We start from the raw sequence: 26,687 nt of genomic DNA on the forward strand, positions 1-26,687 counted from the left end.
CCATGGTCGACCTGACAGCCCTGCTCGCGGACCTGGCCGCCGAGTCCGAGCAGCTCGACGCCCTCGTCGCACCGCTGCCGCCGGAAGCCTGGGAGCGGCCGACCCCGGCGCCCGGGTGGAGCATCGCCCACCAGATCGCCCACCTGGCCTGGACCGACCACGTCGCCCACCTCGCGGCGACCGACGCGGCGGCGTTCTTCGCCTCGGTCACCTCCGCCCCGGACCCGTCCCGGCTGGTCGACGACGGCGCCGAATCGTTCCTCGCCCCGGCCGCGGCGCTGCTGGCGCGCTGGCGGGCGGGCCGGGCCACGCTCGCGACGGCGCTCGCCGCCGTCCCGGCCGGGGAGAAGCTGCCCTGGTACGGCACCCGGATGTCGCCCACCTCGATGGCGACCGCCCGGCTCATGGAGACCTGGGCGCACGGCGAGGACGTGGCCGACGCGCTGGGCGTCCGGCGTGCCCCGACGTCCCGGCTGCGGCACGTCGCGCACCTGGGCTTCCGTACCCTCGGGCACAGCTTCGCGGCCCACGGCCGCCCGGTGCCGGCGGCGCCGGTCCGCGTCGAGCTGACGGCGCCGCAGGGTGACACCTGGGCCTTCGGGCCGGCGGACGCGGCCGACCGGGTCACCGGGCCGGCGCTCGACTTCTGCCTGCTGGTCATCCAGCGCCGGCACCGCGCGGATCTGGCGCTGGTCGCCACCGGGCCGGTCGCCGACGAGTGGCTGGACATCGCCCAGGCGTTCGCGGGGCCGCCCGGCGGCAAGCGGGAGGCGGCGGGCGGCGGGGTGACCCGGTGACCGCGCTGCGGGTCGGCAACGCGTCCGGCTTCTACGGCGACCGCCTCACCGCCTGGCGGGAGATGCTCGACGGCGGCGACCTGGACGTACTGACCGGCGACTACCTGGCCGAGCTGACCATGCTGATCCTCGGCCGGGACCGGATGCGCGACCCCTCGCTCGGCTACGCGAAGACGTTCCTGCGCCAACTGGAGGGCACCCTCGGCACCGCGCTGGAGCGCGGGGTCCGGCTGGTCACCAACGCGGGCGGGCTCAACCCGGCGGGGCTGGCCGCCGCGATCGGCGCCCTCGCCGACCGGCTCGGCCTCACCGTCCGGATCGGATACGTCGAGGGCGACGCCCTGGCCCGGCCGGACGCGTTGACCGCGAACGCGTACCTGGGGGCGTTCGGCATCGCGGCCTGCCTCGACGCCGGGGCGGACGTGGTGGTCACCGGGCGCGTGAGTGACGCCTCGCTGGCGGTCGGCCCGGCCATCGCCCACTTCGGCTGGACCCGGGACGACCTCGACGCGCTGGCCGGGGCCACCGTCGCCGGGCACCTCATCGAGTGCGGGGCGCAGGTCACCGGCGGCAACTTCAGCTTCTTCACCGAGCTGCCCGACGGCGGGCACCGCCCCGGCTTCCCCATCGCCGAGATCCACGCCGACGGCTCGTCGGTGCTCACCAAGCACCCCGGCACGGGCGGCGCGGTCACCGTCGAGACGGTCACCGCCCAACTGCTGTACGAGGTGGGCGGGCCGGACTACCTGGGGCCGGACGTGGTGACCCGGCTGGACACGGTGGAGCTGGCGAAGGAGGGGCCGGACCGGGTGCGGGTCTCCGGTGTCCGGGGCACGCCCCCGCCGGACACCCTCAAGGTGGGCGTCAACAACCTGGGCGGCTTCCGCAACTCGATGACGTTCGTGCTCTGCGGGCTGGACATCCCGGCCAAGGCGGCCCTGGTCCGGGGCCAACTGGAGGAGGCGGTCGGCAAGGAGGGGCTGGAGTTCACGCTGGCGCGGACCGACCATCCGGACGCCACCGACACCGAGGCGGCGAGCGCGCTGCTGCACGTACACGTGCGGGACGGCGACATGGCGCGGGCCGGGCGGGCCTTCTCGGCGGCCGCGGTGGAGCTGGCGCTGGCCTCCTATCCGGGCTGCACGCTGACCACCCTGCCCGGCGACGCCACCCCGTACGGGGTGTTCACCGCCGACGCGGTCCGGCAAGACGCGGTCGCCCACGTCGCCGTCCTCCCCGACGGCACCCGCACGCCGATCCCGCCGCCCGCCGTCACGTGTTCGCCGGGGGCCCCTGGACAACGCGAGGCGTCAACAGGGGACCCCTCGTCGCATCCGACCCGGCGGGCGCCGCTCGGCGAGCTGGTCGGGGCGCGGTCGGGAGACAAGGGCGGAGACGCCAACCTCGGCGTCTGGGCCCGGTCCGACGCCGGCTGGGCCTGGCTGCGCGGCTTCCTGACCGTCGCGCGGCTGGCCGAGCTGCTGCCGGAGACCGCCCCGCTGACCGTCGAGCGCTACGAGCTGCCGAACCTGCGCGCGGTCAACTTCGTGATCCGGGGGCTGCTCGGGCAGGGTGTGGCCGCCTCCACCCGCTTCGATCCGCAGGCCAAGGCGCTCGGCGAGCTGCTCCGCTCTCGACTGGTCGACCTGCCCGCCGACCTCACCCCGGGGGTGCCGTCGTGACCATTGTGGACACTCCCGAGCGGCGGCAGCTCCGCGAGCTGACCCGGGCCTTCGTGACCAAGGAGGTCCTGCCCTACCTGGACGACTGGGAGCGGGCCGGCGAGGTGCCCCGGTCGCTGCACGAGACCGCCGCGAAGGTCGGGCTGCTCGGCGTCGGCTTCCCCGAGTCGGTCGGCGGCAGCGGCGGCGACCTGCTCGACTCGATCCTGGTCACCGAGGAGATCATCCGCTCGGGCGGCTCCTCCGGGCTGATCGCCGCGCTCTTCACCCACGGCATCGCGCTGCCCCACATGGTCGCCTCTCACGACGACGGCCTGATCGACCGGTACGTGCGGCCGACGCTCGCCGGGACGATGATCGGCGCGCTGGCGATCACCGAGCCGGACGGCGGCTCCGACGTGGCGGGCATCCGCACCTTCGCCCGGCGGGACGGCGACCACTACGTGGTGAACGGGGCGAAGACCTACATCACCAGCGGGATCCGGGCCGACTTCGTGACCACCGCGGTCTGCACCGTCCTGCCGGGCAGCGGCGCGCTCAGCCTGCTGGTGATCGACAAGGGCACGCCCGGCTTCACGGTCGGCCGGCGGCTGGAGAAGCTGGGCTGGCACTGCTCGGACACCGCCGAACTGTCCTTCGTCGACGTCCGGGTGCCGGTGGCGAACCGGGTCGGCCCGGAGGACACCGGCTTCCTGGCGATCATGCAGCAGTTCGCCACCGAGCGGTTGTCCCTGGCCACCCAGGCCTACGCCACCGCGCAGCGCTGCGTGGAGCTGGCCACCCGCTGGTGCCGGGACCGGTCCACCTTCGGCCGCCCGCTGGCCAGCCGCCAGCTCGTCCGGCACCGGCTCGCCGAGATGCACACCCGCGCCGAGGCAGCCCGGGCGTACGTGCACGACGTGGCCGAGCGGGTGGTCACCGGCCAGCCGGTGGTGACCGAGGTGGCGATGGCGAAGAACGTCGCGGTGGCCGCCTGCGACTTCGTCGTCGACGCGGCGCTGCAACTGCACGGCGGCTTCGGCTACCTGCGCGACGCCGAGGTGGAACGGCACTACCGCGACGCCCGGATCCTGGGCATCGGCGGCGGCACCACCGAGATCATGAACGAAATCATCGCGAAGGGCATCGGCCTGTGAGTGCGAGGAGCGAGCCGGGTTTGCGAGCCCCGCAGTCACGAACGGAAGGATCGCTGTGACGACACTCGACAGCGGGCTCGACCCGTCCTCGCCGGCCCACCGGGCCAACCGGGAGGCACTGCTGGAACGCCTCGCCGAGCTGGAGACCGCGCTGGACCAGGCCCGGGCCGGTGGCGGCGAGAAGTACGTGACCCGCCACCACAAGCGGGGCAAGCTGCTCCCCCGGGAGCGGATCGAGCTGCTGCTCGACCAGGACAGCCCGTTCCTGGAGCTGTCGCCGGTGGCCGCGTACGGCACCGACTTCCCGGTCGGGGCCAGCACGGTCACCGGCATCGGGGTGGTCGAGGGTGTGGAGTGCCTGGTCGTCGCCAACGACCCGACGGTACGCGGCGGCGCGGTGAACCCCTGGGCGCTCGCCAAGACCCGGCGGGCCGGCGAGATCGCCCTGGCCAACCGGCTGCCCATGGTCAACCTGGTGGAGAGCGCCGGTGCGGACCTGCCCACCCAGGCCGAGATCTTCATCCCGGGCGGCCTGGTGTTCCGCGACCTGACCCGGCTCTCCGCGGCGAAGATCCCCACGGTCAGCGTGGTCTTCGGCAACGCCACCGCGGGTGGCGCGTACGTGCCGGGCATGTCGGACTACACGATCATGATCCGGGACCGGTCCCAGGTCTACCTGGCCGGGCCGCCGCTGGTGAAGATGGCCACCGGCGAGGTCACCGACGACGAGTCGCTGGGCGGCGCGGTCATGCACTCCGCGAAGTCCGGCCTGGCCGACTTCCTGGCCGAGGACGAGCGGGACGGCATCCGGCTGGCCCGGCAGTGCGTACGCCGGCTCAACTGGCGCAAGCAGGGTCCCGCGCCGCGCAACCCGTTCCCCCCGCCACCCAAGTACGACCCCGACGAGCTGCTCGGCATCGCCAGCGCCGACCTCAAGGTGCCGTTCGATCCGCGCGAGGTGCTGGCCCGGGTGCTCGACGGCAGCGAGTTCGACGAGTTCAAGCCCGGCTACGGCACGGCGCTGGTCACCGGCTGGGGCGAGCTGCACGGCTACCCGGTCGGTGTGCTGGCCAACGCCCGGGGTGTGCTGTTCAGCGAGGAGGCGCAGAAGGCCGCCCAGTTCATCCAGCTCGCCAACGCGGCCGACACCCCGCTCGTCTTCCTCCAGAACACCACCGGCTACATGGTCGGCACCGAGTACGAGCAGCGGGGCATCATCAAGCACGGCGCCCTGATGATCAACGCGGTGTCGAACTCGAAGGTCCCGCACCTGACCGTCAACCTCGGCGCCTCGTACGGGGCCGGCAACTACGGCATGTGCGGCCGGGCGTACGAGCCGCGGTTCCTGTTCACCTGGCCGAACGCCAAGTCGGCGGTGATGGGGCCGGCGCAGCTCGCCGGGGTGCTCTCCATCGTCGCCCGGCAGGCCGCCGCCGCCCGGGGCCGCGAGTTCGACGAGGACTCCGACGCCGCCATGCGGATGATGGTCGAGCAGCAGATCGAGTCCCAGTCCGGGGCGCTCTTCCTCTCCGGCCGGCTCTACGACGACGGGGTGATCGACCCCCGGGACACCCGTACCGTCCTCGGGCTCTGCCTGTCGGCGATCCACAACGGACCGGTGAAGGGCGCCGACGGCTTCGGCGTCTTCCGGATGTGAGGGGTCAACTGATGATCAGTCGGTTGTTGGTCGCCAACCGGGGCGAGATCGCCCGCCGGGTCTTCGCCACCTGCCGGGCGCTCGGCGTGGAGACGGTCGCCGTGCACTCCGACGCGGACGCCGACGCGCCCTTCGTGGCCGAGGCCGACCAGGCCGTCCGGTTGCCCGGCAACACGCCGGCCGAGACGTACCTGCGGATCGACCTGGTCCTGGACGCGGCCCGCCGGGCCGGCGCGGACGCGGTCCACCCGGGTTACGGGTTCCTGGCCGAGAACGCGGAGTTCGCCGCCGCGGTCACCGACGCGGGGCTCACCTGGGTCGGCCCGCCCGCCAAGGCGATCGCCGCCATGGGCGACAAGATGGCGGCCAAGGCGCTGCTCGCCGACGCGGGCGTGCCGATGCTGCCGACCTGGACCGAGGCCGACCAGGTGACCGACTTCCCGGTGCTGGTCAAGGCGGCCGCGGGCGGTGGCGGCCGGGGCATGCGGGTGGTCCGCGACGCCGCCGGGCTCGCCGAGGCCGTCGCGGGCGCGCGCCGCGAGGCGGCCGCCGCGTTCGGCGACGGCACGGTCTTCATCGAGCGGTACGTCGAACGCGGCCGGCACGTCGAGGTGCAGATCTTCGGCGACAGCCACGGCACGGTGGTGGCCCTCGGGGCGCGCGACTGCTCGATCCAGCGCCGGCACCAGAAGATCGTCGAGGAGGCGCCGGGCGTCCTGCCTGCCGAGGTGCGCGAGCGGCTGCACGAGGCGGCGGTGGCCGCCGGCCGGGCGGTCGACTACGTGGGCGCGGGCACGGTGGAATTCCTGCTCGCCCCCGACGGGCAGGTCCACTTCCTGGAGATGAACACCCGCCTCCAGGTGGAGCACCCGGTCACCGAGCTGACCACCGGGCTGGATCTCGTCCGGCTGCAACTGCTCGTCGCCGAGGGCGAGCCGCTGCCGCTGACGGCCACCCCGCCGGCCGAGGGACACGCCATCGAGGTGCGGCTCTGCGCCGAGGACCCGGCCCAGGGCTTCCGCCCGGCCACCGGCACCCTGCACCGGCTCGCGATCCCGGGGGTGGCCGGCGAGTTCACCCCGACGAAGGGCCTGCGACTCGACTCCGGCGTGACCGACGGCTCGACGGTCAGCGTCCACTACGACTCGATGCTCGCCAAGCTGATCGCCTGGGCGCCCACCCGGGCCGAGGCGGTCCGCGCCCTCGCCGGCGCGCTGGCCCGGGCCGAACTGCACGGCGTCGCCACCAACCGGGACCTGCTGGTCCGGGTGCTGCGCAGCCGCGAGTTCGGCGCCGTGGACATCGACACCGGCTTCCTGGACCGGCATCCCGAGGTCTTCGCCCCGCTGCTCCCCGCCGACCAGCTCCCCCTGGTCGCGTTGGCCGCCGCGCTGGCGGGCGCCGCCGGGCGTCGGGCGTCCGCGCCCCTGCTGGGCGGGCTGCCGTCGGGCTGGCGCAACGTGCCGGCCTTCCCGCAGGTCACCCGCCTCGCCGGGCCCGACGGCGAGATCGAGGTCCGGTACCGGCTGGACCGCACCGGCGCACTCGCCGACTGGTCCGTGTCACCGGCCGGTGAGGGCACCAGGTCCGCTGCCTCCCCGGCCGTGACCGTGGTCGAGGCCGCCCCGGACCGCGTCGTGCTCGACGTCGACGGGGTGCGGCGGGCGTTCCGCGTACACCGGGTGGGCTCGGAGGTCTTCGTGGACGGCCCGGACGGGGCGGCGAGCCTCACCGAGCTGCCCCGTTTCCCCCTGCCCACCGCGGAGCTGGCGGCCGGGTCGCTGCTGGCGCCGCTGCCCGGCGCGGTCACCCGGGTGCACGTCGAGGTCGGCCAGCGGGTCGCCGCCGGCGACCTGCTGCTGACCCTCGAAGCGATGAAGCTCGAACACCCCGTGCTCGCGCCGACCGACGGCGTGGTGGCGGAGCTGCCCGTGCCGGCGGGCGGCCAGGTCGACACCGGGGCCGTGCTGGCCGTGGTCAGTCTTGAGGAGGACCCGCGATGAACTTCGACCTCACCCCCGAGCAGGACCAGCTCCGCGACGCCGTCCGGGCGCTCGGGCGGAAGTACGGCCACGGTTACTTCGTCGAGAAGGCCAAGGCTGGTGCGCACACCACCGAGCTGTGGCAGGAGGCCGGCCGGCTCGGCTATCTGGGCGTCAACATCCCTACCGAGTACGGCGGCGGGGGCGGCGGCATCACCGAGCTGGCCATCGTCTGCGAGGAGCTGGCCGCGGCCGGCTGCCCGCTGCTGCTGCTCGTGGTCTCGCCCGCCATCGCGGCCACCGTCATCAACAAGCACGGCACCGACGAGCAGCGCAAGCGCCACCTGCCCGGCCTCGCCGACGGCTCGCAGAAGATCGTCTTCGCGATCACCGAGCCGGAGGCCGGGTCGAACTTCCACCGCCTCGGCACGGTGGCCCGCCGCGACGGCGACGACTGGCTGCTGACCGGCCGCAAGTGCTACATCTCCGGGGTCGACGAGGCGGGGCACGTGCTGGTGGTGGCCAGGGTCGCCGTCGGAGACGGCAGTGCCGGCTCAGGGGACGCAGCTCCACAGAAGCTGAAGCCGGCGCTGTTCATCGTGCCGACCGACGCCCCCGGGCTGGAGCGGTCCAAGCTGGACATGGAGATCCTGTCCCCGGAGAACCAGTTCCTGCTCTACCTGGACGACGTCCGGCTGCCCGCCGACGCGCTGGTCGGCGAGTCCCTGGACGCCGGGCTGCCGGCGCTCTTCTCCGGCCTCAACCCCGAGCGGATCACGGTCGCCGCGATGGGCGCCGGCACCGGCCGGTACGCCGTCGAGCGGGCCAGCGAGTACACCGCCACCCGCACGGTGTGGGGCGGGAAGAGCATTGGCTCGCACCAGGGCGTCGCCCACCCGCTCGCCCACGCGGCGGTCCAGGTGGAGCTGGCCCGCCTGATGATCCACAAGGCGGCGACCCTCTACGACGCCGGCCGCGACCTGGAGGCCGGTGTTGCCGGCAACATGGCCAAGTACGCGGCCGGCGAGGCCGCCGCGCTCGCCGTGGACACCGCCGTGCAGGCGCTGGGCGGCGCCGGCATGACCACGGAGTACGGCGTGGCAACCCTGCTGGGTGCGGTCCGGGCCGGCCGGATCGCCCCGGTCAGCCGCGAGATGATCCTCAACTTCGTCGCCCAGCACGTACTCGGCCAGGACAAGTCCTACTGAGGCGACAAACGCTGTTGCCCGGCGCCCCTCGTCAGGGCGCCGGGCAACAGCGGCGGCTCAGGAGGTGGCGATCCGGTCGAACTTCTCCCAGGGGCCGATCGACGTGCGGTTGGCGATGAGCGGCTGGGTGCCCGCGTTCTCCGCCACCACGTACCGGCCGTTGGCGTTGGCCCGGAGGCTGATGGTGCCGTCCGGATTGTTGATGATGGTGAACTTCTCCCAGGCACCGACCGACGTACGGTTGGCGATCAGCGGCTGGCCGCCCCCGCCCTCCGCCACCACGTACCGGCCGTTGGCGCGTGCGCGGAGGGCGACGAAGCCGTCGCCCGCGTCGACCACGTCGAACTGCTCCCACAGCCCGACCGAGGTCCGGTTGGCGATCAGCGGCTTGGCCCCGGCGCTCTCGGCCACGACGTAGCGGCTGTTGATCCGGGCACGGAGGGCGACCGGGGCCGCAGCCGCCGGAGCGCCGGTGAGCCGGGTGAGGGCCGGGTAGTCGCCGTTGAACACGTTCTGGCTGTAGTTGCCCGGCTTGCTGGGGTCACCGGCGGCGTACTGCCAGATGGTCTCCGTCGTCCAGCCGGCCGGCAGGGGCGGGCGGGTGGCGGTGTAGCCGGCGATGTCCAGCGGGTTGGCGCCGAAGGACGCGTTGTTGCCGGTGCACGGGTTCCAGTAGTTGGTGTTGGTGTAGATCATCACCGGCCGGCCGATGCGGGCCCGGACCTGGTCGGTGAAGGACCGGATCCAGCCGGACATCTCGGTCGGGGTCAGCCCGTAGCAGGTCGGCGCACCGGCCCAGTACGGCCACTCGATGTCCACCATGGGCACGAGTGTCTGGCTGTCCTTGGCGAACTGCGCGTTGTCGACGAAGAAGTTCGCCTCGGTGACCGGGTCACGCCCGTCCGGGCGGGCGAAGTGGTAAGCGCCGACGAGCAGCCCGGCGGCCTTGGCCGCCGCGTAGTCCTCGGCGAAGTAGGGGTTGCGGTACGTCTGCCCCTCGGTCGCCTTGACGTACGCGAACTTGTAGCCACCGCTCGCCACGGCCGGCCAGTCGATCGGGCCGAGGTTGTGGTCGTGGCTGGAGACGTCGATGCCGCGGATTGTGTAGCCGGCCGGAATGGTGGCAGTCGTGGACGCTGAGCTCGTGCGCGCGCCCGGCTTCACGCCGGCGTTCGCGCGGCCACCACCATCAGGAGCGGAGTCGGCCGCACTGACCGGCTGCGCCATGCCGAGCGCGCCGAGCGCGAGCCCGGCGGACATCAGGACAGAGATCCATCTTCTTGACATGGATGTCGGGAATCCTCTTGGTCGGGAGGTCGAGGACCGCCGGTCGCCAAGGGGCGGATCACGGCGGCGGAGAGCCCCCGCATTCGGGCCGGGATCGGCGGGAGCGGGGTTCGGCCGTACTCTAACCCGCCGGACCCGCTCCACGGTGTCCCGATCGCCCGCGTCGTCCGGGCCCGGGGTACGGCGGGTGCCCGATCACCCGCCGTACCCCGGGGGTCCCTCAGCGGACGGTCAGCGTGCCGACCGCCGGCAGCGGCGCAACCACCGGCGGCAGCCGCTTCGGCTCGCCCCGACCCGGCTCACCGGCCCGGGCCAGGTCGCTCGTCGAGGCCTTCGCCCGACTGGCCGCCGGCTCGTCCTGGAACGGCTGCGCGTCACCGGTGCAGAGCGTGCCCTTGGCGGGCAGCGTCCCCTGGAGCAGGTACGCGTCGACCGCGCCGGTCACGCAGGCCGAGGTGCCGTAGGCGGTGTGCCCCCAGCTGTCGCTGCTCAGCAGTCGGCTGTTCGGCAGCAGCTCGGCCGAGCTGACCGCGCCCTGGTAGTTGGTCGCCGGGTCCCAGTAGTTGCCGACCACCAGCACCGGGGCGGCGGTGGTCCGGTTGAACGGGCCGGTGAAGGCGTCCTCGTCCCGCACGGTCCAGGTGTTGCGGGCGCAGGGTGCGGTGCCCCAGGCCCAGGCCCGGCCGAAGTACGGCGCCCGCTTGTCCTCCTTGGCCGACAGCGCCGGCCAGGCGTCCGCGCTCTTCGGGTGGTACGCGTCGGTGCAGTCCACCGTCAGGAACGTCTCCAGCCCGTTGTCGTACGGGAAGTCGTATCCCCGCTGCCGGCGGGCCTGGGCGGCCCGCTGTGCCACCGCGGTGCGCGCCTCCGCCCGGTCGGACGCGGTCGCGGTCGGGTCGGTCAGCACCAGCAGCTCACCGGTGAGGTCCACGACGTACTGCCAGCCGCTCGGGTCGTAGAGGTAGCTGAGGGTCGCGCCGACGAAGTCGGCGTAGCTGACGGTGAACTGCCCGGCGTCCGGGTCGTCCACCACCAGCGGCTTCTTGCGCAGCCGCTGCGCCACCGTCTCGTAGGCGACGACGGGGTCGCCGCCCGAGGCCAGCGTGCACTTCTCCGCGCCGGCTTTGGCGCACCGGACCAGGATCTCGTGCAGCGCCCGGTACGCGCCGTCGGCGCTGCGCAGCCGCGTCTCCTGGAGCTGGTTGCGGGCCTTGCCCTGGCCGACCCAGGCGTTCGGGTTGAGCACGCCGTCGACCACCAGGGCGCGGAACCGGTCCGGGAACATGGTGGCGTAGTACTGCCCCAGCGCCGTGCCGTAGCTGAAGCCCAGGTAGCTGAGCTTCTTGTCGCCGACCGCGCGGCGCAGCACGTCCATGTCGCGGGCCACCTCGGCGGTGGACGCCGCGCCGGTCAGGGGCTTGCCGGTGGTCGAGCAGCCCTTGCCGACCGCCTTCGACGCCGCGACGTACGCCTTCTCCTCGGCCTTCGTGAACGGGAAGGCGACGTTCAGCCCGGCGTACGCCCGGGTCTGGTCCTTCACCGACGGGAAGCATTTGACGTTGTCGCTGGAGGCGACGCCGCGCGGGTCGACGCCGACGATGTCGAAGCGGTCGAGCAGGTCGTCGCCGAGGAAGTACGGTGCGGCGAGCGCGATGCTGGTGCCGGAGCCGCCCGGGCCACCCGGGTTGAGGAACAGGCTGCCGATTTTGTGCTGCTGGTCGCGGGCCTTGACCCGGAGCAGCGCGATCTCGGTGGTGGCGCCCTTCGGGTTGTCGTAGTCCAGCGGGAGCCGGACCGTGGCGCAGTCGGCGTAGTCGTAGCAGGCGTACCAGTCGAGCTTCGGGGTGGGCACGCGGTCGACCCGGCGCGCCTCGGCGGCGCTGGTCCGGTCGTACGCCGGCGGTTGCGGCGTCGCGGCCGCGGCCGCGGCGGGCGCGACCGCCGATCCGGCGAGGACGAGGCCGGCGATCCCTGTTGCGGTGAGGGACCGGATTGCACGTGGCATGTGGCTGCCTTCCGGTGGGGAACTGGGTCCGTCGAGGAGACCTCGACACCCGTCACTTTAGGGATCAAGGCCAGCCGAAGTAGCCCGCCAAACGCGGACGGAAGCGACAGATTGCCGATTGATGTAACGAAATTGTCTTGATCGACGCTTTTGCTGCTCTCCCGAATGGAGGATGGTCGGCTCCGCGAACGCCATCGACGGGGAGCCGTACCGGTCCGGCAGTTGACAGCTCGACGCCCTGGGCCATGCTTGTCGGGTGAGTTCGTTCCCGAAGCCCGATGCGCGGGTCAAGGCCGTCGTCGCGTCGGTGGCGACGGTGGCGGCGCTGGTGACGTTGGTGGTGTGGCGCCCGGCCGGCATCCTGTCGGTGGTGCTGGCCCTGGCCTGCGTCCTGCTCGGCATGATCGCCGGGGTGACGGTGACGGCCGCCCGGCAGGCCCCTCCCCGCGCCGACGCCCCGACCGACGAGTGGCCCGTCCCCACCGCGTACGGATTGGACGCCGACACCCTGGAGGCGATCGACCCCCGGGCGGTCAGGCAGCTCCGCACGCCGGGCGGCGGCTACGCGGGCGACGCCGACACGTTGGAGGCGCTCGACCCGCGGGCGGTCCGGGACCTGCGGGCGTCCGGCGGCGTTTTCCCCGGCGACGCCGACACGCTGGGCGCACTGGACCCACGGGCGGTGCGGCAGCAGCGGACGGCGAACGGGGTCAGCGACCGATGAGGGTCGGCACGGCCAGCGCGTCCACGCCCCGCCCCGCCAGGCAACGGTAGGTGCGGTCCAGGTCCGTCCCGGCCGGCGGCAGCACCTCCAGGTTCCAGCCGGTCACCTGCCGGACGCCGCTGACCAGCCGGAACGTGCTGACGCTGCAGACCTGCTGGACGGCCGGGTCGGCGACCACCGCGTCGTGGCCCGCACCGGCCAGCGCGGCCGGCAGGTCACCCTCGGCGTAGGTCTCCCAGGTGTGCCGGCCGTCGCAGGGCACCCGGGTAGCCTCGGCCCGGTCGCGGCGCAGCCGTACCGGGCCGTAACACTCCAGTTCGGACGCGCAGTGGGCACCCGCCGGCAGGCGGACGTCGCCCGCCGCGCAGCCGGGCGCCACCCTCGCGCCGGACGGCTCGACCGCCCCGCTGGCCACCGGCGTCGGCGACACCACGGCCGGCGCGCCATCGGCCAGCCAGGCGCCCGCCGCGGCCGAGGCGCCGAGCGCGAGCACCCCCGCCCCGCCGAGGAACCAGCGCCGCGGCCAGCGCCGGCCGCGGGTCGGTACGGTCGGGTGGGCGTCCTCCGCCGGCCGGCGCGGGCTCGGCTGGCCGGCGCGGGTCAGCGGATGGCCGCCGGTGGTCGGGCCGCCGCTGACCGGAGCCCCCGAATACGGCGCGCCGCTCACCGGGGCGCCGCCCGGGTCCAGCGGGAGCGCGGCGAGCATGCCGCGCAGCTCGACGGCGGAGGGCCGCTCGCCCGGGTCGTTCGCCATGCCCAGCCGCAGCACGTCGACCAGCTCTTCGGGCACCCCCGGCAGGCCGGGAATCGGCTGCTGGAACATCTCCAGCACGGTGACCAGGCTCGGGTTGCGCTCGGACTGCCAGCGCGGCGGACGGCCGTGCATCACCGCGTAGAGGGTGGCGCAGAGCGCGTAGACGTCCACGGCCGGGCTGGGCGGGCTGTGGCTGAACATCTCCGGCGGCGCGTACGCCGGGGTGAGCACCTCCAGGGTGACCGAGGCGTCGCGCACCTCGGCCAGCACCGCCAGCCCGAAGTCGGCCAGCACCGCCGAGTTGAAGTGCGAGTAGAGGATGTTGGCCGGCTTGACGTCCCGGTGCAGCACCCCGGCCGCGTGCGAGTGTGCCAGCGCGTCGGCGATCTTCACGCCGAGATCGCGGGCCTCCACCGCGCCCAGGGGGCACCGGCGCATCCGCTCCGCGTACGAGCCGTCGCAGAGCTCCATGATCAGGTAGGGGTGCTGGTCGACGGTGACCCCGACGTCGAAGAGGTCCACCACGTGCGGGTGGGAGGACATCTTGCCGGCCGCCCGCGCCTCGCGCAGGAAGCGCGCCTGGTCCCGGTCGCTGTCCAGCGTGCGGTTCTCCACCTTGACCGCGACCTCGCGCCCGACCGAGATCTGGGTGGCCCGGTAGACGGTGGCGTAGCCGCCCCGGGCGAAGACCTCCAGGTCGGTCAGACCGGGCACGATGGGCAGCCGCAGGGCGCCGGGCGGGGTCTCGGTCACGACTCGAAAATACCCAACGGTCCGGGTCGCTCAGTGCACCGCGTCGGTCACCGGAACCGGGCCCGGGCCCGGAGCGGTGTCGTCCGCCGCGGCCGACCGGCCCGGCCCGGCGGCCGTCCGGCGGGCGTCCCACCACAGGCCGACGGCGGTCGCGACCGCGCCCAGGCCCTCCCAGGCGGCGACCCCGAAGAACCGGTCCGGGGCGACGTCGGAGAGCACCGCGATGCTGAAGACGGTGAACGTGACCAGCCGGAACCAGACGGTGAACCGGTAGAACGGCCGCCACTCGGTGGCCACCGCGAGCAGGTAGTAGACCCCCATGTTGAACGAGGCCATCGAGGACGCCGTGAGGAACGTGCCGGTGTAGTCGCCCGGGGCGCGTTCGGCCGGCACCTCGAAGCCGAGCAGGCGGAGCTGGGTTTCCGGCCAGATCAGCCCCAGCGCGCCGAGCAGCAGCGCCAGAAGCCCGAACACCGCGATCGTCCAGCCGGCGCCGGAGCGCGGCAGCCTCATCGTCCCTCCCCAACCCTGGCCGTCGGCGTGGACGGCCCTCGCCCCCACGCTAACCGCCACCTCCGACGGGCACATCCCCGGAACCGGCAGAACCGGGGTCGGGATCAGTGCGCGGCGAGGCGGTCGCGGAGCGCGTCGGCGACGGCCCGCTCACTGCGCTGCTCGGTGGCGTACGCCAACCGCACCGCCTCCTCGGCGCTGGCCAGCGCCTCGGCCGGGCGGCCGCAGGCGGCGAGCGCCTCGGCCAGCACCATCCGCGCGATGACCTGGCTGCGCACGTCCTCGGCGGGAGCGGACACCGCCCGCTGCGCCCAGTCCACCGCCTGCTCGCGCTGGCCGTAGGCGAGCAGCGCGGACGCGTACCGGGCCATGGTCTGGCGGCGGGAGAAGAGCAGCGACGGGGTGTTGGCGGCGGTGGTGGCGACCGGGGCGAGCAGCCCCACGGCGGTCGCCGGGTCGCCGGCGGCGAGCCGGGCCATGGCGAGCAGCACCCGGGGCGCCACCTGGGCGGGGGCCTGCGGGTTGTGCGGCTCCACGGTGGTCAGCACCGACCGGGCCTCCCGCTCGGCCGTGCCGGCGTCGCCCATGTCCAGCGCCACGAAGCCGCGCAGCGTCCCGGCCATCCCGGTGAGCAGCGGGTGCGCGGTGCGGTCGGCGTACGCGAGGGCGTCGGTGAGCAGGTCGGCGGCGTGCTCCGGCTCGCCCAGCCCGCGCGCCACCACGCCGCGCACCACCAGCGCGAAGCCCTGCCCCCAGTCGTCGCCGACCTCGGCGAACTCCCGGTACGCCCGGCGTGCCGCCCGGTCCGCCTCGGCCAGCTCACCCAGCTCGGCGGTGGCGTACGCCTCGACGGCGCGCAGCGTGCCCACCGCCCACGCCTCGCCGACCCGCTCCCCGAACGGCAGGAACACCTGCGCCATCCGGCACGCCTCGCGGAGCCGGCCGGCGAGCAGCCGCGCGAACGCGGTGGTGCCGCGCAGCCAGGCCCGCCCGTACGGGTCCTTCAGCTCGGCGAAGAGCCGGGCGGCCCGGCCGAGCACCGCGTCGGTGCCGGCGAAGTCGCCCCGGGTGGTGGTCACCCAGGCCAGGTTCTGCAACGACCAGGCCTGCCCACGCGGGTCCTTCGCCGCGAGGCTGACCTGGTAGGAGGCGGCCAGCCGGCTGCTCGCCTGACCCAGCCGGCCGGCGATGAAGTCGGCCATCCCGAGCCGGCGCATCGCCGAGGCGCGCATGGTCGGCAGGTTGGCGGCGGTGGCCACCTGCAACGCCTCCTGCCAGCTCCGCTCGGCCCGGGCGGGGTCACCCAGCGTCTGGTGGGCCTGCCCGGCCAGCAGCAGCGCGCTGGTCCGGGTGGCCGCCGCGTCCCCGGCGTTGGCGGCGATCTTCTCGGCGAAAGCGAGCGCGTCGGCCGGGCGGCCGATCTGGAGCAGCGCCCGGGCGTGCACCACCCGGTCGGCCAGCGGCACCCCTTCGCGGGCCAGCTCGGCGGCGCGTTCGGCGTACTCGACGGCCATCGCCGGCTCCCCCGACCGCAGCGCGCGGCGGGCGGCCCGGCCCAGCGCGGCGACGCCGAGCGGGGCCACCGCTCGGGCCGGCGCGTCCGGGCGGAGCTTGACCGCGTCGGCGAGCGCCGCGGCCCGCTCGACGTGCTGGGCGACGAAGTCGTCCCGGGCGGACTCGGTGAACCCGCCAGGCGGTGCGGTGGCGCCGTCGGCGCTCTCCGGGGCGGCCCAGGACGCCAGCGCGGCGTGCCGCTCGGCCAGCTCGGCCTTGCTCACCCCGGCGTACGCGGCCTCCCGCATCAGCGGGGTGGCGAAGGCGAACCCGGTGCGGGTGCGGTGCAGCATGCGGCGTTGCAGCAGCTCCTCCACGGCCCGGTCCAGCTCGACCGCGGCCACCGCGGCCGGCCGGCCGTCCCGCCCGACGCGCTGCTCGCGCAGCGCCTCCAGCGCGCCGCCGGGGACGGTGTCGCCGACCACCGCGGCGTCCCGCAGCACCGAGCGGGCGTCCGGCGGCAGGGCGTCGATGCGCGCGGCGAGCACGGCGGCCAGGTCGCGGGAGAGCAGGCGGCTGCCCAGCGAGCCGGGCGCGAGCCGCCAGCCGACGTTGGCGTCCCGCCCCGGTCCGGCGGTCAGCGCGCCGCGCTCCATCAGCAGGGTGACCAGCTCGGCCAGGTAGAACGGGTTGCCCTGGGCGGTGGCGAGCAGCCGGTCCGCGTCGGCCGTCGACAGCTTGCCGCCGCTCAGATAGCTGGTGAGCAGCCGGGAGGCGTCGGCGCCGCGCAGCGGGGGCAGCCCGTGCACCTCGGCGTCCGCGACGCGGGTCAGCGCGCCGGCGGTCCGCACCAGCTCGGGCCGGCCGAGCAGCAGCACCAGCACCGGGCCGCTGAGCCGGTTGAGGGTCAGCGCGAGCGCCTTGATCGTCTCGGCGGTGGCGTCGTGCAGGTCGTCCACCACGATCACCAGCGGGGCCTCCCGGGCGAGCGCGCTGAGCAGCTCGGCGACCGCGTTGGGCACCGCCTCGGCATCCGGCGGCGGGGAGGCCGCGTTCCACTCGCCGTTCTCGGTGGCGGCGGGGAGTTCGGCGTACCCGAGCAGGGCCAGGAGCTGGTCCACGGCGAGCGGGGGCAGGTCGCCGGGGAGCCGGCCGAGGCGCTGCCCGAGCCGGCGCAACCGCTCCTCGACGGCGGGCCGGGTGAGCGCGGTGGCGGCGTCGTTGGGCAGGCCGACCGCCGCCCGGACCAGGTCGGCGAGGGGGGCGAGCCGGCGCCGCTCGCCGAACGCGGCGCAGCGGACGGAGAGCACCCGGGCGCCGGTGTGCGCGGCGTACCGGCCGGCGCCGACGTCGTAGCCGGCGGCGAGGCGTTCCACCTCGGCGGCGAACCGGGACTTGCCGATCCCCGCCTCGGCGGTCATCAGCAGCACCCGGGGCTCGCCCCGGTCGATCACCTCGGCGAGCCGGCCGGCGACCCGGCCGATCTCGGTCTCCCGGCCCACAAAGGGCGCCTCGTCGCCGAGGCCGGACCGGGTGCCCGGCGCGTCCAGCAGGCCGAGCAGCTCGTACGCCTCGACCGGCTCGCGCTTGCCCTTGAGCCGCAGCGGGCGCAGCGCACGCCAGGAGGCGACGTGCCGGGTGGCGGCGGAGGTGCGCCCGCCCGCGTAGACCGCGCCCACGGCGGCGGCGTCGGCGAGCCGGGCGGCGGTGTTCACCGTGTCACCGATGACGGTGTATTCGATCGCGGCCTGGATGCCGGCGATCACGTCACCGGTGTTCAGCCCGACCCGCAGCCCGAGCGGCGCGCCGCCGCCCCGCTCGTCGTCGAGCACCCGGCGGACCGCCCGCTGCATGGAGAGCGCGGCCCGGACGGCGCGCTCGGCGTCGTCCTCGTGCGCCACCGGCGCGCCGAAGACCGCCATGATCCCGTCGCCGGTGAGCTTGTCGACGTGCCCGCCGAAGGTCTTGACCGCGCCCGCCAGGGCGGCCAGCACCCGGTCGGTGACGGCGCCGACCCGTTCCGGGTCGAGGTCCTCGGACCAGGAGGTGAAGTCGGAGAGGTCGCCGAAGAGCACGGTGACCACCCGCCGCTCGGCGGCGGGCAGCGAGGCGGCGGCCGGCAGGGCGGCTCCGCAGTTGTGGCAGAACCGCGCGCCGGGTACGGCGACGGTTCCACACACCGGGCAGGTCACGGTTGCTCCAACCCCGTACCCCCGGCGCCGGATTCCCGGGGGGTCACCCCGAGGTACTCCAACTGGGCCCGGACCGACCACTCGGCGGCCCACCACAGCGACCGGTCGACGTCCGCGTAGACCCGCTCGACGACCTCGGGCGCGGTGGTCGCGCCGGCGGCGACCGCCGCGCGGACCTGGTCGAGCCGCGCCCGCCGGTGGGCCAGGTAGAACTCGGCCGCCACACCGCAGTCGGCCAGCGCCGGGCCGTGGCCCGGCAACGCCGGGATCCCCCGGTACGTGGCGAGCAGTTCCAGGCTCGACAGGTAGTCGCCGAGGTGCCCGTCCGGGTGGGCGACCACGGTGGTCCCCCGCCCGAGGATGGTGTCACCGGTGAGGACGACCCGCTCGTCGCCGTGCCCGACCAGGAAGCAGACCGAGTCGGCGGTGTGCCCGGGGGTGGTCAGCAGGCGGATCTCCAGGCCGGCGTCGAGCGCGGTGTCCGGGGTCAGCGGCGCGCCGCCCACGGTGTGCGCCGGGTCGACGGCGAGCACCGGCGCCCCGCCGAGCAGCTCACTCAGCCGCGGCGCGCCCTCGGTGTGGTCGGCGTGCCCGTGGGTGATCAGCACGAAGCCGACCGGGCCGTGCGCGGCGAGCGCGGCCAGGTGCTCCTCGTCCGCCGGGCCGGGGTCGACCACCACGGCGCGCTCGGCGCCCGGGGCGCGCAGCACCCAGGTGTTCGTGCCGTCGAGCGTCATCGGCCCCGGGTTCGGGGCACGCACCAGCGTCACCCATCCCGGCAGCTCGTCCGCGAGCGCCCCTGCGGCTCCGGTCACAGGCCCCATGGCAGCGATCGTACGACCCCGCCCGCCACTCCCCGCGATCTTGCGGCACCGCCAGGGGTTATGTCCCCTTGCGGGCCGTCTGCCCCGTCGGTACCGCAAGATCGCGGGTATGCAGCGTCAGGAGACCTCGACGATGACCTCGACCTCGACGGGGGCGTCGAGGGGAAGCTCGGCCACGCCCACCGCGCTGCGGGCGTGCCGGCCGGCCTCGCCGAAGACGGCGCCGAACAGCTCGGAGGCGCCGTTGACCACGCCGGGCTGGCCGGTGAAGCCGGGCGCGCTGGCCACGAAGCCGGTCAGCTTCACGATCTTGACCACGTTCTCCAGCCCGACCAGCGAGTCGATCGCGGCGAGCGCGTTCAGCGCGCACCGCTGCGCCAGGTCCTTCGCCTGGTCGGCGGAGACGCCGTTACCGACCTTGCCGGTGGCGAGCAGCTTGCCCTCGGCGATCGGGAGCTGGCCCGAGACGTAGACGTGCTGCCCGGACTGGACGGCCGGCACGTAGCTGGCCAGCGGCGACGTCACCTCGGGCAGGGTCAGGCCGAGTTCCGCGAGCTTCGCGTGCGGTCCGTTGCTCATGCCATGCCGTCCTTCGTTCGCGACTGCGGGGCTCGCAAACCCGGCTCACTCCTCACGCTCACGGCCTCAGCCCTTCGGGCGCTTCAGGTAGGCGACGAGCTGCTCCGGGTTCGGGCCGGGAACCACGGAGACCAACTCCCAGCCGTCCTCGCCCCAGTTGTCGAGGATCTGCTTGGTCGCGTGGACCAGCAACGGGACCGTGGCGTATTCCCACTTCTGCATCGGGTGAAGGCTCCCTTGCCTGACATGGACTTCGGTCAGGCACAGCCTACGGTCCGTCGCCGTTACGGGGACGCGGGACGCTGCTCGGGCGTACCGGACGGCTCGCCGCAGGGGCCCTCGTGCTCGTACCGCTGCGGGCACCGGGTGCGGTCGGGCAGCAGCAGGTCGCAGAAGACCCGGTGCCGGTTGTTCTGGTCGTCCGCGGTGGAGACGGTGGTCTCGCCGGCGTCCAGCTCACTGAGGAACCCCAGCGAGGTGGCCACGGTGCCGGCGAGCGCGGTGGCCGCCGCCAGGTCGGGGACCCGGACCGGCAGGTGGATGACGTAGCCGGGCTCCTCCTCGTCGCGGCCCCGCCCGGCCGGCCGGACCAGGGTGCGGACCACCTCGGTCGGCGGGCGGTAGGACCGCTCGTTGAACGGCGCTCCCGTGCCGGGCCCCTCGGCGTCGCCGGGCCGCCCCGCCCGTTCACCGGGGGGAAACTGGGCTCGGGGAATGTTCTCCGCGTCGCGCATCCGCTGCCTCCGGGCCTCGTACCTGTTCACAGTCACCACCATCCGGCTCGGAACCCGCCCCCGGTCCGGCCCCGCGTCGCGACGAACGTAGGACCTGCGAGGAGTCCCGGCAACGGGACGCGCACACCCGATCACCTGCAGTCACATATGCGACACATTGCCGATCCGAAAGGCGGCGGCGGGCTCACGTCCGGCGCGGCGTACGCGGGGCTGGCAAGCCGTCCGCCGACCGCTACCCTTCCGGTCTGGATGAGTGCCCGCGCTCGCCCGCCACGCTCGATCACGTGTCCGTCGCCTGGGGCGGCGTCGGCGCGCCGCACCCCGGGGGAAAGACATGACCCAACCGCCCATCGGTGGCGCCGCCGGCTCGCCCGGAGGTCCCGCCAACCCGGAGCCGCCCGCCGGCGCCACGCCGGCCCCCGGCGCCCTGCCCACGCCGGCGCCCGGCTACCCGCCGTACCCGCAGCCGGCGGCCCCGAAGAAGCGGCGCGGCCTGCTGATCGCCTCGATCGTGCTGGTCGCGGCGATCCTGCTCTGCGGCGGTGGCGGCACGGCCGCGTTCCTCACCCTGCGCCAGGCCGAGGACGGCCAGGGCGCCAAGGAGCCGACGGTCGCGGTGGACGGCTTCCTCACCGCGGTCTACAAGGACCGGGACGCCGGCGCGGCGGCCACCTTCGTCTGCTCGGCGTCCCGCGACGACGAGAAGATCGCCGCCAAGGTCGCCGAGGTGCAGAAGTACGCCGGGCAGTACCAGAACGCGCGGTTCCGCTGGACCACCCCGAAGGTGGACAACCAGACCGGTGACCGGGCCACGGTCAGCACCAGGGTCACCATGACCACGGCCGACGAGAAGATGGCCGACCAGGAACTGCGCTTCACCGTGGTGCGGAAGACGGGTTGGTGGGTCTGCGAGGTCGCCTGACCGCGGCGGCTGGATAGGCTCGACGGGTGGCAGCGACTGAGCAGCCGGCCGAGTCCGCCGGCAGATGGCCGGCCCGCCTGCACGTGGTGACCGGCAAGGGCGGCACGGGCAAGACCAGCGTGGCGGCGGCGCTGGCCCTCGGGCTGGCCACCGGCGGCCGGCGCACCCTGCTGGTCGAGGTGGAGGGGCGGCAGGGCATCGCCCAGCTCTTCGGCACCGACCCGCTGCCCTACGAGGAGCGGCGCCTGACCGACGCGCCGGGCGGCGGCGAGGTGCGTGCCCTGGCGGTCGACGCCGAGGAGGCGCTCCTCGAGTACCTGGACATGTTCTACAAGCTCGGCGCGGCCGGCCGCGCGCTGCGCAAGCTGGGTGCCATCGACTTCGCCACCACCATCGCCCCGGGCCTGCGGGACGTGCTGCTCACCGGCAAGGTCAAGGAGGCGACCACCCGGACCAGTGGGCAGCGCCGGGTGTACGACGCGGTGGTGCTGGACGCGCCGCCGACCGGGCGGATCGGCCGCTTCCTCAACGTGACCGCGGAGACCGCCCGGCTGGCCAGGATGGGCCCGATCAAGACCCAGAGCGACGGGGTCTCGGCGCTGCTCCGTTCGCCCATGACCGCGGTGCACGTGGTCACGCTGCTGGAGGAGATGCCGGTCCAGGAGACCGTCGACGCGATCGCCGAGCTGACCAAGCTCGGCTTCCCGGTCGGCCGGGTGATCGTCAACGGGGCCCGACCCCCGGTGCCGGCGGACCGGCCGGTGACCGCCGCCGAGCTGAAGCGCGGCCTGGCCGCCGCCGGCCTGCCGACCGACGCCCGCACCGTGGCCGGCCTCGCCTCTGAGGCCCGTGACCAGCAGGTACGCCGGGAGCTGGAGGACTCGCTCCGCGGCGAGCTGGTGGAGCTGGGCCTGCCCCTGACCGAGCTGCCGCTGCTGCCCGGCGGGGTCGACCGGGCGGGGCTGGAGACGCTCGCCGAGACGCTCGTCCGGGCGGATTGACTCACACCTGCGGCCGGCACGGAGCAGAGAGACCCTCGAGACCGATACGCTCGATTGGTGCCTTCCGAAGACGCGGCGCCACCGCTGGACGTCGACCAGATCCTCGCCGATCCGGGCGTACGGATCGTGGTCTGCTGCGGGGCGGGCGGAGTGGGCAAGACGACCACCGCGGCGGCGCTGGCGCTGCGGGCGGCCGAGCGGCACGGCCGGCGGACGGTGGTGCTCACCATCGACCCGGCCCGCCGGCTGGCCCAGTCGCTCGGCCTGACCGAGCTGGACAACACCCCGCGCCAGGTCAAGGGCATCGACGTCGAGTCCAGCGGCGGCCAGTTGCACGCCATGATGCTGGACATGAAGCGCACCTTCGACGACGTGGTGCTCCAGCACACCGACCCGGCGAAGGCGGCGGAGATCTTCGCCAACCCCTTTTACCAGGCCATGAGCTCCACCTTCGCCGGCACGCAGGAATACATGGCGATGGAGAAGCTGGGTCAGCTGCACGCCCGGGGCGAGTGGGACCTCATCGTGGTGGACACCCCGCCGTCCCGCTCGGCGCTCGACTTCCTGGACGCGCCCGCCCGGCTCTCCCGCTTCCTCGACGGGCGGATGCTCCGGCTGCTGCTCGCACCGGCCCGCAGCGGCGGGCGGAGCATGTTCAGCCTGGTGACGGCGAGCTTCGGGATGTTCTCGAAGGTGGTGCAGAAGGTGATCGGCGCGCAACTGCTCACCGACCTGTCCGGCTTCGTCGCCGCGCTGGACTCGATGTTCGGCGGGTTCCGGCAGCGGGCCGAGCAGACGTACCGCATCCTTCAGGCCCGGGAGACGGCGTTCCTGCTGGTCGCGGCGCCGGAGCCGGACGCGGTCCGAGAGGCCGCCTATTTCGCCGGCCGGCTGGGCGCCGAGCGGATGCCGCTCGCCGGCCTGGTGGTCAACCGGGTGCACCGGCCGGCGGCGCCGGACCTGTCCGCGGGGGACAGTCTGGCCGCGGCGGAGCGGCTGGCGGATGCGGGCGGGCACGAGCGCACCGCCGAGGTGCTGCGGGCACACGCCGCGCTCACCGAGCAGGCGGCACGGGAGGAGCGGGTGGCGGCCCGGTTCACCGAGGCGTTCCCGGCGGTGCCGGCGGTGTCGGTGACGGCGCAGCCCGCCGACGTGCACGACGTCGACGGGCTGCGGACGATCGGCGAGGCGATCAGCCGGCGCTGAGCGGCGCGACCGACCGGCGCGTCGGTCAGTTGGCCGTGGTCACGAGGATCTTGTCCCGACCGGCCTTCTCCTTGGCGTTCTTCTTCATGGCCGCCTCGAACATCTTGCGCCAGCTGGTGACCTGCGGATGACGCCGCAGCAACGCCCGGCGTTCGCGTTCGGTCATGCCACCCCACACTCCGAACTCGATCCGGTTGTCGAGCGCGTCGGCCAGGCACTCGTACCGAACTGGGCAGCTCCGGCAGATCCTCTTCGCCACGTTCTGTTCGGCGCCCTGTACGAACAACGCGTCCGGGTCCCCGTTCTGACACGCCGCCAGTGACGGCCAGTCAGTGATCATGCCCATCTGTACACGTCCCCCCTTGCTGTGCCTACCGACTTCGCGCGACCAGCCGTCGAATCCCCCCGGTCGTCCGGGCCGGCCTCCCCAGGGCGGCGCGGACGACGTGTGGCTGCTGTCGCCGCCACCATCATGCTGTGTAGTCGCCTGATTACGCAACGTTGTCGGCGAAATCCATCATTCCGGACACTCCCGGCTTCCCGGGCTTTCGTCCGCCGTCTACCCCGCCCGAGTAGGTGGAAACGCTGCGCCACTCCTCCGTTCGGAGGAGACTTCTGCCAGGTTTCACGCAACCACGCACCGGGGTTCGTGCGTTTAGCACAACGAGGCCAGCGCGCGCAGGAAATGGGGAAACTTCCCCACGCGCCCCTCGTTCCCTACTCGCGTACCCTGTCGAGGTGACCTGGATGCGGAAACGTGACCACAACGTGCTGACCAACGCCGCATCGCTACTCATCTGTGGCCTGTTGGCCGGCGTGGTGGTCGCTGCGGCGGCCTTCCCCGCGGTGGCGATGTCCGGACTTGCCGCGAAGGCCGGTGCGGAGACATTCGGCGCGCTCCCCACCGAACTGACGGTGGCCCGGTCGCCGCAGATCACCTACCTGCTGGCCGCCGACGGCAAGACCCCGCTGGCCACGATGTACGACGAGAACCGGCGCGATGTGAAGCTCAAGGACATCGCCCCGGTCATGCAGAAGGCCATCATCGCGGCCGAGGACCACGACTTCTACAAGCACAACGGCGTGGACCTCAACGGCGTGGCCCGGGCGTTCGTCAACAACCAGGCCGGGGCCCAGCGGCAGGGCGCGTCGACGCTCACCATGCAGTACGTCCGGCTGGCCATCTCCTACTCGGCCACCCACCCGGCCGACGTGGTCGCCGCGACCGAGGACACCAGCGCCCGCAAGCTGCGCGAGATGCGCTACGCGCTCCAGATCGACAAGGAGCTCTCCAAGGACGAGATCCTGGAGCGCTACCTGAACATCGCCGCCTTCGGCAACGGCGCGTACGGCATCTACGCCGCCAGCCAGGTCTACTTCGGCAAGGTGCCGAGCAAGCTCGACATCCAGGAGTCGGCGATGCTCGCCGGCATGGTGAAGGCGCCGACCGCGTTCGACCCCACCACCAAGGCCGGTTACCCGGAGGCGGTCGGCCGGCGCGACTACGTCATCGACAACATGGTGCTGACCGGTGCCATCACCCAGGAGCAGGCCGACCAGGCCAAGAAGATCAAGCTCCAGGTGAGAAACAAGCGCACCCCGAACGGCTGCGTCGCCACCAACACCCGCTCCTGGGGCTTCTTCTGTGACTACTTCTACCGCTGGTGGATGCAGCAGGAGACCTTCGGCTCCACCTCCTACGACCGGGAGCGGCGGCTGAAGAGCGGTGGCTACACCATCACCACCACGCTCGACGTGCAGGCGCAGAAGGGCGCCGACAAGGCGGTCCGCAACCAGCTGAGCGAGGACAAGACGGCGGCCCGGATGGTGGCCGTCGTCGAGCCGGGAAGCGGCCGGGTCCGCGCCATCGCGGTCAACCGGAACTTCAAGCTCGACGACCCGGACCATCCGCAGAACAAGATCTCTAGCGACCCTAAGAAGGCCAAGAAGAAGATCCGGGGCAACCGCCCGAACACGGTCAACCCGCTGATCAGCGGCGGCGGCGGCATCACCGGCTACCAGGCCGGCTCGACCTTCAAGATCTTCACGCTGGTGGCGGCCCTGGAGAAGGGCTACCCGCTCAGCTACACCATCAACGCGCAGGAGCAGTTCAAGTCGGAATACATCATCGACTCGGGCAACCCGGCCGCCTGCAAGGGCACCCACTTCTACTGCCCGCAGAACGCCTCGAAGTCGATGGCCGGCGTGCACAACATGTGGAGCGCGTTCGGCGCTTCGGTCAACACCTTCTTCGTCGAGCTCCAGCAGCGCGTCGGCGCGGAGAATGTGGTGAAGGCCGCGCAGAAGCTCGGCATCACCTTCCGGGCGTCCAACGACGCCAAGTTCGCCGCCACCAAGGACGCCGCGCACCAGTGGGGCGCGTTCACCCTGGGCGTCTCGCAGACCACCCCGCTGGAACTGGCCAACGCGTACGCCACGCTGGCCGCCGACGGGAAATACTGCGAGCCGATCCCGGTGCAGGAGATCCGCGGCCCGGACGGCGACAAGCTCGACATCGCCAACCCGCACTGCGAACAGCGGATCAGCACCGAGGTGGCCCGGGCCGCCGTGGACGCGGCGCGCTGCCCGGTGGGTGACCACTCGTCGACCTCGAAGTGCAAGAACGGCACCGCGGGTAACGTCCGCGGGGTCGTCAACGCGCCGGTGGCCGGCAAGTCCGGCACCACCGACGGGGACAAGACCTCCGCTCTGGTCGCCATGACGAAGCAGTACGCGGTGGCCGGCATCGAGGCCGACCCGGACTGGCCGCAGACCAACCAGCGGATGAGGCACAACGAGGTGCCGTGGGGCATCAACCCGGCGGTCTACCAGACGTTGCGGGACGCCATGAAGGGCAAGGAGCGGATCAACTTCACCTCGCCGAGCGGGAAGATCATCGAGGGCGACCAGCGCTCCATTCCCGGGGTGAAGTGCGAGTCCGTCGACACCGCCAAGTCGCGGCTGCGCGGCGCCGGCTTCGAACCGGTGGTCTCCGACGGCAAGGTCCCGTCGGAGTGCCCGGTGGGCACCGCGGCCGGCACCAGCCCGGACGGGCGCACCATCAAGGGCGGCGTGGTGATGATTGAGGTCAGCGCCGGTGGCGGCCAGCCAAAGCCCGGCACCGGCACCGGTCCCGGCGGGCCGGCGGTCCCACCGCCGCCCAACCAGGGCCGCCCGGGCCGACCGCGCGGCTGACCCGAGCAACGCCAGCGGGCGGGCACCCCACCGGGGTGCCCG

21 protein-coding genes are annotated in these 26,687 nt (G+C 73.6%); 11 read left to right on the forward strand and 10 right to left on the reverse strand.

Annotated elements, in window-relative coordinates; translation table 11 throughout:
* Positions 1–2: 2 nt before the first annotated feature.
* From ACFYPD_RS04920 to ACFYPD_RS04945, 6 genes are read left to right on the forward strand one after another with little or no spacing between them, the layout of a single operon-like run.
* Complete coding sequence (locus ACFYPD_RS04920) at positions 3–797, forward strand: TIGR03084 family metal-binding protein (RefSeq protein WP_387108916.1); 795 nt, start codon at positions 3–5, stop codon at positions 795–797.
* On the forward strand, positions 794–2,479 hold the full coding sequence (locus ACFYPD_RS04925; protein ID WP_387108919.1) for an acyclic terpene utilization AtuA family protein: 1,686 nt from the start codon (positions 794–796) through the stop codon (positions 2,477–2,479). The genes ACFYPD_RS04920 and ACFYPD_RS04925 overlap by 4 nt, the downstream gene beginning before the upstream one ends.
* Entirely contained in the window at positions 2,476–3,615 is a 1,140-nt protein-coding gene (locus ACFYPD_RS04930; protein ID WP_387108922.1) for an acyl-CoA dehydrogenase family protein, read from the forward strand. Before ACFYPD_RS04925 ends, ACFYPD_RS04930 begins: the two co-directional genes overlap by 4 nt.
* A 55-nt stretch (positions 3,616–3,670) precedes the next feature.
* Positions 3,671–5,272 carry an acyl-CoA carboxylase subunit beta gene (locus ACFYPD_RS04935; protein ID WP_387108924.1) on the forward strand — a complete coding sequence of 534 codons (1,602 nt, stop codon included), beginning with the start codon at positions 3,671–3,673 and terminating at the stop codon, positions 5,270–5,272.
* Between the two features lie 11 nt (positions 5,273–5,283).
* A complete protein-coding gene (locus ACFYPD_RS04940; RefSeq protein WP_387108926.1) occupies positions 5,284–7,275 on the forward strand; it encodes a biotin carboxylase N-terminal domain-containing protein in 1,992 nt (663 codons plus the stop codon).
* Positions 7,272–8,462 (forward strand): acyl-CoA dehydrogenase family protein, encoded by a 1,191-nt coding sequence (locus ACFYPD_RS04945; RefSeq protein WP_387108929.1) that lies wholly within the window; start codon positions 7,272–7,274, stop codon positions 8,460–8,462. The genes ACFYPD_RS04940 and ACFYPD_RS04945 overlap by 4 nt, the downstream gene beginning before the upstream one ends.
* Before the next feature lie 57 nt (positions 8,463–8,519).
* On the opposite strand, the gene ACFYPD_RS04950 is transcribed toward ACFYPD_RS04945, so the two are convergent.
* Together ACFYPD_RS04950 and ACFYPD_RS04955 are read right to left on the reverse strand one after the other, a co-directional pair.
* Complete coding sequence (locus ACFYPD_RS04950; RefSeq protein ID WP_387108930.1) at positions 8,520–9,722, reverse strand: GH25 family lysozyme; 1,203 nt, start codon at positions 9,720–9,722, stop codon at positions 8,520–8,522.
* 247 nt (positions 9,723–9,969) lie between these two features.
* Positions 9,970–11,754, reverse strand: a complete 1,785-nt coding sequence (locus ACFYPD_RS04955) for an alpha/beta hydrolase (RefSeq protein ID WP_387108933.1) — start codon at positions 11,752–11,754, stop codon at positions 9,970–9,972.
* A 256-nt stretch (positions 11,755–12,010) separates the two neighbouring features.
* Between ACFYPD_RS04955 and ACFYPD_RS04960 the strand changes: the two genes are divergently transcribed.
* Positions 12,011–12,478, forward strand: a complete 468-nt coding sequence (locus tag ACFYPD_RS04960; protein ID WP_387108935.1) for a hypothetical protein — start codon at positions 12,011–12,013, stop codon at positions 12,476–12,478.
* On the opposite strand, the gene ACFYPD_RS04965 is transcribed toward ACFYPD_RS04960, so the two are convergent.
* The 7 genes from ACFYPD_RS04965 to ACFYPD_RS04995 all read right to left on the reverse strand — a co-directional run bounded on the left by ACFYPD_RS04965 (position 12,465) and on the right by ACFYPD_RS04995 (position 20,321).
* The gene (locus ACFYPD_RS04965; protein ID WP_387108938.1) at positions 12,465–13,985 is read right to left on the reverse strand and encodes a serine/threonine-protein kinase; all 1,521 of its coding nucleotides are present in this window, start codon (positions 13,983–13,985) and stop codon (positions 12,465–12,467) included. The genes ACFYPD_RS04960 and ACFYPD_RS04965 overlap by 14 nt on opposite strands.
* 30 nt (positions 13,986–14,015) lie before the next feature.
* Positions 14,016–14,498 carry a hypothetical protein gene (locus ACFYPD_RS04970; RefSeq protein ID WP_387108941.1) on the reverse strand — a complete coding sequence of 161 codons (483 nt, stop codon included), beginning with the start codon at positions 14,496–14,498 and terminating at the stop codon, positions 14,016–14,018.
* A gap of 104 nt (positions 14,499–14,602) precedes the next feature.
* The gene (locus ACFYPD_RS04975; protein ID WP_387108942.1) at positions 14,603–18,184 is read right to left on the reverse strand and encodes an adenylate/guanylate cyclase domain-containing protein; all 3,582 of its coding nucleotides are present in this window, start codon (positions 18,182–18,184) and stop codon (positions 14,603–14,605) included.
* Complete coding sequence (locus tag ACFYPD_RS04980) at positions 18,181–19,008, reverse strand: MBL fold metallo-hydrolase (RefSeq protein WP_387108944.1); 828 nt, start codon at positions 19,006–19,008, stop codon at positions 18,181–18,183. Before ACFYPD_RS04980 ends, ACFYPD_RS04975 begins: the two co-directional genes overlap by 4 nt.
* Positions 19,009–19,125: 117 nt before the next feature.
* Positions 19,126–19,587, reverse strand: a complete 462-nt coding sequence (locus ACFYPD_RS04985) for a RidA family protein (RefSeq protein ID WP_387108946.1) — start codon at positions 19,585–19,587, stop codon at positions 19,126–19,128.
* 66 nt (positions 19,588–19,653) lie between these two features.
* Positions 19,654–19,809: a DUF4177 domain-containing protein gene (locus ACFYPD_RS04990; protein ID WP_013289021.1), complete on the reverse strand. Its 156-nt coding sequence runs from the start codon at positions 19,807–19,809 to the stop codon at positions 19,654–19,656.
* Between the two features lie 62 nt (positions 19,810–19,871).
* Positions 19,872–20,321 (reverse strand): hypothetical protein, encoded by a 450-nt coding sequence (locus ACFYPD_RS04995; RefSeq protein ID WP_387109206.1) that lies wholly within the window; start codon positions 20,319–20,321, stop codon positions 19,872–19,874.
* Positions 20,322–20,655: 334 nt separating this feature from the next.
* Here ACFYPD_RS04995 and ACFYPD_RS05000 point away from each other — a divergent pair, with 334 nt between their 5' ends.
* Genes ACFYPD_RS05000 through ACFYPD_RS05010 form a run of 3 tightly spaced genes read left to right on the forward strand, consistent with a single transcriptional unit; the run spans position 20,656 to position 23,450 of the window.
* Positions 20,656–21,243, forward strand: coding sequence for a hypothetical protein (locus tag ACFYPD_RS05000; RefSeq protein ID WP_387108948.1), 588 nt, complete (start codon positions 20,656–20,658; stop codon positions 21,241–21,243).
* 26 nt (positions 21,244–21,269) lie between these two features.
* The gene (locus ACFYPD_RS05005; protein ID WP_387108951.1) at positions 21,270–22,244 is read left to right on the forward strand and encodes an ArsA-related P-loop ATPase; all 975 of its coding nucleotides are present in this window, start codon (positions 21,270–21,272) and stop codon (positions 22,242–22,244) included.
* Positions 22,245–22,298: 54 nt separating this feature from the next.
* Positions 22,299–23,450 carry an ArsA family ATPase gene (locus ACFYPD_RS05010; protein WP_387108954.1) on the forward strand — a complete coding sequence of 384 codons (1,152 nt, stop codon included), beginning with the start codon at positions 22,299–22,301 and terminating at the stop codon, positions 23,448–23,450.
* A 25-nt stretch (positions 23,451–23,475) separates the two neighbouring features.
* Here ACFYPD_RS05010 and ACFYPD_RS05015 read toward each other — a convergent pair whose 3' ends face one another.
* Positions 23,476–23,796 (reverse strand): WhiB family transcriptional regulator, encoded by a 321-nt coding sequence (locus ACFYPD_RS05015; RefSeq protein WP_387108956.1) that lies wholly within the window; start codon positions 23,794–23,796, stop codon positions 23,476–23,478.
* 401 nt (positions 23,797–24,197) lie between these two features.
* Here ACFYPD_RS05015 and ACFYPD_RS05020 point away from each other — a divergent pair, with 401 nt between their 5' ends.
* Positions 24,198–26,645 carry a transglycosylase domain-containing protein gene (locus ACFYPD_RS05020; protein WP_387108958.1) on the forward strand — a complete coding sequence of 816 codons (2,448 nt, stop codon included), beginning with the start codon at positions 24,198–24,200 and terminating at the stop codon, positions 26,643–26,645.
* The last annotated feature ends 42 nt before the right edge of the window (positions 26,646–26,687 follow it).

The sequence above is a fragment of the Micromonospora sp. NPDC005299 genome (genome assembly GCF_042872345.1).
In the GTDB taxonomy this organism is placed as follows: Bacteria; Actinomycetota; Actinomycetes; order Mycobacteriales; family Micromonosporaceae; genus Micromonospora.